The organism is Micropruina sp., assembly GCF_047606365.1.
GTDB lineage: Bacteria > Actinomycetota > Actinomycetes > Propionibacteriales > Propionibacteriaceae > Micropruina.
Genome location: NZ_JASGEN010000162.1, coordinates 1 through 4,501 on the forward strand (window position 1 = coordinate 1; position 4,501 = coordinate 4,501).

Consider the following 4,501-nt stretch of genomic DNA (forward strand, 5'->3'; position numbering starts at 1 on the left):
GATCACCCCGCAGGCCATCGCCGAAGCGGTCGCCAACCCGCGCGAACTCGACACCGACCTGGTCGACGCGCAGGAGACCCGGCGGATCCTCGACCGGCTGTACGGCTACGAGGTCTCCCCGGTGCTGTGGAAGAAGGTGATGCCGCGGCTGTCGGCGGGCCGCGTCCAGTCGGTGGCGACCCGGCTGGTGGTCGACCGCGAGCGGCAGCGGATGGCGTTCCGTTCTGCCAGCTACGCCGGCATCGAGGCCAAGCTGAACGCCGGAGCCGACGCCGAACCCCCGGTCTTCGGCGCGAACCTGCAGCAGATCAGCGACCTGCGGGTCGCCCAGGGCCGCGACTTCGATCCACAGGGCAACCTGACCGGCAAGGGCCTGTTCCACCTCTCCGCCGAGCAGGCCGAGACGCTGGCCACCGCCCTGGAGCAGGCCGCGTTCGCGGTGGCGTCCGTGGAAGCCAAGCCGTACACGCGGCGTCCGTATGCACCGTTCCGCACCACCACCCTGCAGCAGGACGCCGGGCGCAAGCTGGGCTTCACCGCCGAGCGCACCATGCGGGTCGCCCAGGACCTCTACGAGCGCGGCTTCATCACCTATATGCGTACCGACTCGGTCACCCTGTCGGCCACCGCGATCAACGCCGCCCGCAGCCAGGTCAAGCAGTTGTTCGGCGGCAAGTACCTGCCTGAGAAGCCGCGGGTCTACACCTCCAAGGTGAAGAACGCCCAAGAGGCGCACGAGGCGATCCGGCCCGCCGGCGAGACCTTCCAGATCCCGTCCGAGACCGGGCTGAACGGCGACGCGTTCCGGCTCTACGAGCTGATCTGGAAGCGCACCCTCGCCTCGCAGATGGCGGACGCCGTGGGCGAGACGGTCAGCGTCCGGATCGGTGCCACCCTGCCGCAGCGGATCGCGGTCACCGACGCCACCACCGGCGAGATCACCGAGACCGGACGCTGCACGTTCGGCGCCTCGGGCCGCACCATCACCTTCCCCGGCTTCCTGAAGGCCTACGTGGTGGGTGTCGAGGACGACGAGACCTCCGACGACGCCCAGGCCCGGCTGCCGCAGCTGGTCGCCGGTGCCGCGCTCACCCCCGAGGAACTGAAGGCGCTCAGCCACGACACCCGTCCGCCGGCCCGCTACACCGAGCCGTCGCTGGTGGCGAAGCTGGAGGAGCTGGAGATCGGCCGGCCCTCCACCTACGCGTCGATCATCCGCACCATCACCAGCCGCGACTACGTGTTCAAGAAGGGTTCGGCGCTGGTCCCGACCTGGCTGGCGTTCGCGGTCACCCGGCTGCTCGAAGAGCACTTCCCGCGGCTGGTCGACTACACCTTCACCGCCGCGCTGGAGGAGACCCTGGACGACATCGCCAGCGGTCAGGCGGCCCGGCTGCAGGTGCTCAACGACTTCTACTTCGGCGCCGAGGGTGCCACCCACGAGGGCCTGCACGCGCTGGTCAACGAGCTCGGCGAGATCGATGCCCGCGGACTCTCCACCTATCCGCTGGGCGATTCCGGCATTGCGGTGCGGGTCGGCCGCTACGGCACCTATGTCGAGGACGCCGAGGGCCGCCGCGCCAACGTGCCCGAGGATCTGCCGCCCGACGAGCTGACCATCGAGCACGCCAAGGAGTTGCTCGACCAGCCGGCCGGTGAGGAGCGCGAGCTGGGCGTCGATGAGGTCACCGGACGCCAGATCGTCGCCAAGTCGGGTCGCTACGGGCCCTACGTCACCGAGGTGCTCGAGGAGGGCGCGCCGAAGTCGGCCAAGCCGCGGACCGGTTCGCTGTTCGCCTCGATGAGCCTGGAGACCATCGGCCTGGACGACGCGCTGAAGCTGCTCAGCCTGCCGCGGGTGGTCGGCACCTCCGCCGACGGTGTGGAGATCACCGCCCAGAACGGCCGCTACGGCCCGTACCTGAAGAAGGGCACCGACTCGCGTTCGCTGACCTCGGAGGAGCAGATCTTCGACATCACCCTGGAGCAGGCCGAAGAGATCTATGCCCAGCCGAAGACCCGGGGACGCGCCCGTGCCGCCGCTGGCCCGCTCAAGGAGTTGGGTGCCGATCCGGCGACCGGCAAGCCCATGGTGATCAAGGACGGCCGCTTCGGCGCCTACGTCACAGACGGTGAGATCAACGCCACCCTGCGCAAATCGGACTCGGTGGAGGCGATCACCGCCGAACGGGCCGCCGAACTGCTGGCCGAGAAGCGGGCGAAGGGTCCGGCGCCGAAGCGCACCACCACCCGCCGGACCACCACCAAGCGCGCCACGACGACCAAGCGGGCGCCGGCCAAGAAGAGCTGATCGAATGGGGCGGCACGGCGAGGTGCTGCGGTTCGAGCTGCCGCTGACCGCGGTGGTGGACGGCCTGACCGGCCCGGCGACCGGCATTCACCGACTGATCGGACGGCCGCCCGCCGAGTCGACCGCGACCGTCATCGACACCGTCGACCATCGGCTGCTGTCCTGGGGGGTGGAGCTGTCCCGGGTGGCTGAGACGGGCCGCTGGACGTTGCGGGCGCCCGGCTGGGAGCCGGTGCTGAGCGCCGAGCGGACGATGCCGCAGGCCGAGGAGGACATTCCGTCGGAGCTGGCGGTGCTGCTGGTGCCGTTCCGGCGCAGCGGAATCCTTGCCCCGGTGCTCGAGGCGACCTCGGTGCGGCGCCGGTTCGCGCTCGTCGACCAGGCCGGCGGCACCCTCGGCGACCTGCTCGATGAGCGGGTCCGGGTCGGACAGCACGCCGGCCAGCTGCCGGCCTTCCGGACCGTCACCCTGACCACCACCGCGCCCGTCGACGCAGCCGTCCGGGAGGTCTTCCTCACTGCCTTCGCGGACGCCGGCGGCACCCTGATCGACCGCCCCCCGGCGCTCGCCGACCGGCTGGGATTGACCCACTCCAGACCGGCTGCGGGTGGGCCGTCACCGCGGATGCCGATCGAGGACTTCGTCGCCGACCAGCTGCATGCCCGGTGGCGCCGGCTGTTGCGTGCCGACCTGGTCGCCCGCACCACCGACGGCACCGACGCCGAGTTGCGCGACGGCGTCCGGTCGTTGCGGCAGGAACTCGCCGCGCTGGCCCCACTGTTCGCCGCGGACTGGCTGGCGGCTGCGGAGCGGCGGCTGGACGCGGCGCTGCTCGATCCGCGTCCGCTGCACCGTACCGAGCGCTGGCTACGCATTCTGGACCTGCTCGCGGAGGCTGCGACCGAGCCCCCGCTACCGCAGGTGTCCGGACGGCTCACCGGCCCGGTGCTGGCCCAGGAACTGGAGGCGATCGTCCGCACCATGCGCGATCAGTGCCACACCCTGGACAGCTACAGCGACGACGCCCGCTGGGCGCGCGCCGATCAGATCGCCCGGCGCGCACTGACTCTTTCCCGGCTGTCCCGCCGGGTCTTCGGCAAGCACGCGAAACGGCTGACCCGCCGGCTGTCGGCGATCGTGGCGGCGCTGGACGCCACCGTCCGGCCCGACCCGACCGCGCTGGCCCGCGACCTGCACGGCCTGACCGCCACCGAGATCTTCGAGGCCGGACGCGGCTACGAGCGGACCATGCTGGCCGTCGACTACGCCCGCGAGCAGTTCGTCCGCGAATGGCCCGGTTTGTGGCACAAGCTGCGGACGCGGGTGATCCGGCCGCGTGCGCCGCGCTACCACCCATCGACGCCGACCGAACTGCCTGCGCCGGCCGAGGGCATGGAAGCGAGGGAGCAATGAGCGGCGGGCTGTTCGTGGTCTTCGAGGGTGGCGACGGGGTCGGCAAGTCCACCCAGTGCCGGCTGCTGGCCGAGTGGGCGCGCAGTCGTGACATCGCGGCCCGGCTGACTTTCGAGCCGGGTGACACCGCCGCCGGACGGATGATCCGCCGGATCGTCCTCGACCCCGCCACCGGTGACCTCGATCCGCGGGCGGAGGCCCTGCTGTACGCCGCCGACAAGGCACATCACCTGTATGAGGTGGTGCGTCCTGCGCTCGAGCGAGGCGAACTGGTGATCTGCGACCGCTACGTCGACTCGATGCTCGCCTACCAGGGTGCCGGCCGGGTGCTCGACCTGGCCGAGGTGTCCGAGGTCGCCCGCTGGGCGACGGCAGGGCTGGTGCCGGACCTGACCGTGCTGCTCGACCTGGAGCCGGAGCGGGCGGTGGGCACCATCGCCGACCCGGACCGCGTCGAGGGTGCCGGCGCTGAGTTCCACCAGCGGGCCCGGGCGCTCTTCCTCGAACTGGCCGCCCAGGCACCCGAGCGTTATCTGGTGCTGCCGGCGCGGCGTCCGGCCGACTGGATCGCCGAACAGGTGCAGAGCAGGGTGGTGGCGCTGTTGTCGGCGCCGACATTGTCAGAGTCGACTGGCAGGATCACCCCATGACGGTGTGGGCGGATCTGGTCGGGCAGGACCGGGTGGTCGAGGTGCTGCGCCGAGCCGTCGCCGGCGACGCGCACGCGATGACGCACGCCTGGCTGGTCACCGGCCCGCCGGGTTCGGGCCGGTCGA

Annotated in this window: 3 protein-coding genes and 1 pseudogene; all 4 read left to right on the forward strand. The window is 71.4% G+C overall.

Annotation, left to right across the window (positions count from 1 at the left end; all coding sequences use genetic code 11):
* Positions 1-2,311 (forward strand): type I DNA topoisomerase (gene topA, locus QM624_RS18160; protein WP_415094427.1); only part of this gene is annotated, 2,311 nt, incomplete at its 5' end.
* Between the two features lie 4 nt (positions 2,312-2,315).
* Positions 2,316-3,725, forward strand: coding sequence for a hypothetical protein (locus tag QM624_RS18165; protein ID WP_415094432.1), 1,410 nt, complete (start codon positions 2,316-2,318; stop codon positions 3,723-3,725).
* Positions 3,722-4,375 carry a dTMP kinase gene (gene tmk / locus QM624_RS18170; RefSeq protein WP_415094434.1) on the forward strand — a complete coding sequence of 218 codons (654 nt, stop codon included), beginning with the start codon at positions 3,722-3,724 and terminating at the stop codon, positions 4,373-4,375. The genes QM624_RS18165 and tmk overlap by 4 nt, the downstream gene beginning before the upstream one ends.
* Positions 4,372-4,501 (forward strand): annotated as a pseudogene (locus QM624_RS18175) (DNA polymerase III subunit delta'); the annotation flags it as partial. The gene tmk and the pseudogene QM624_RS18175, both read left to right, overlap by 4 nt.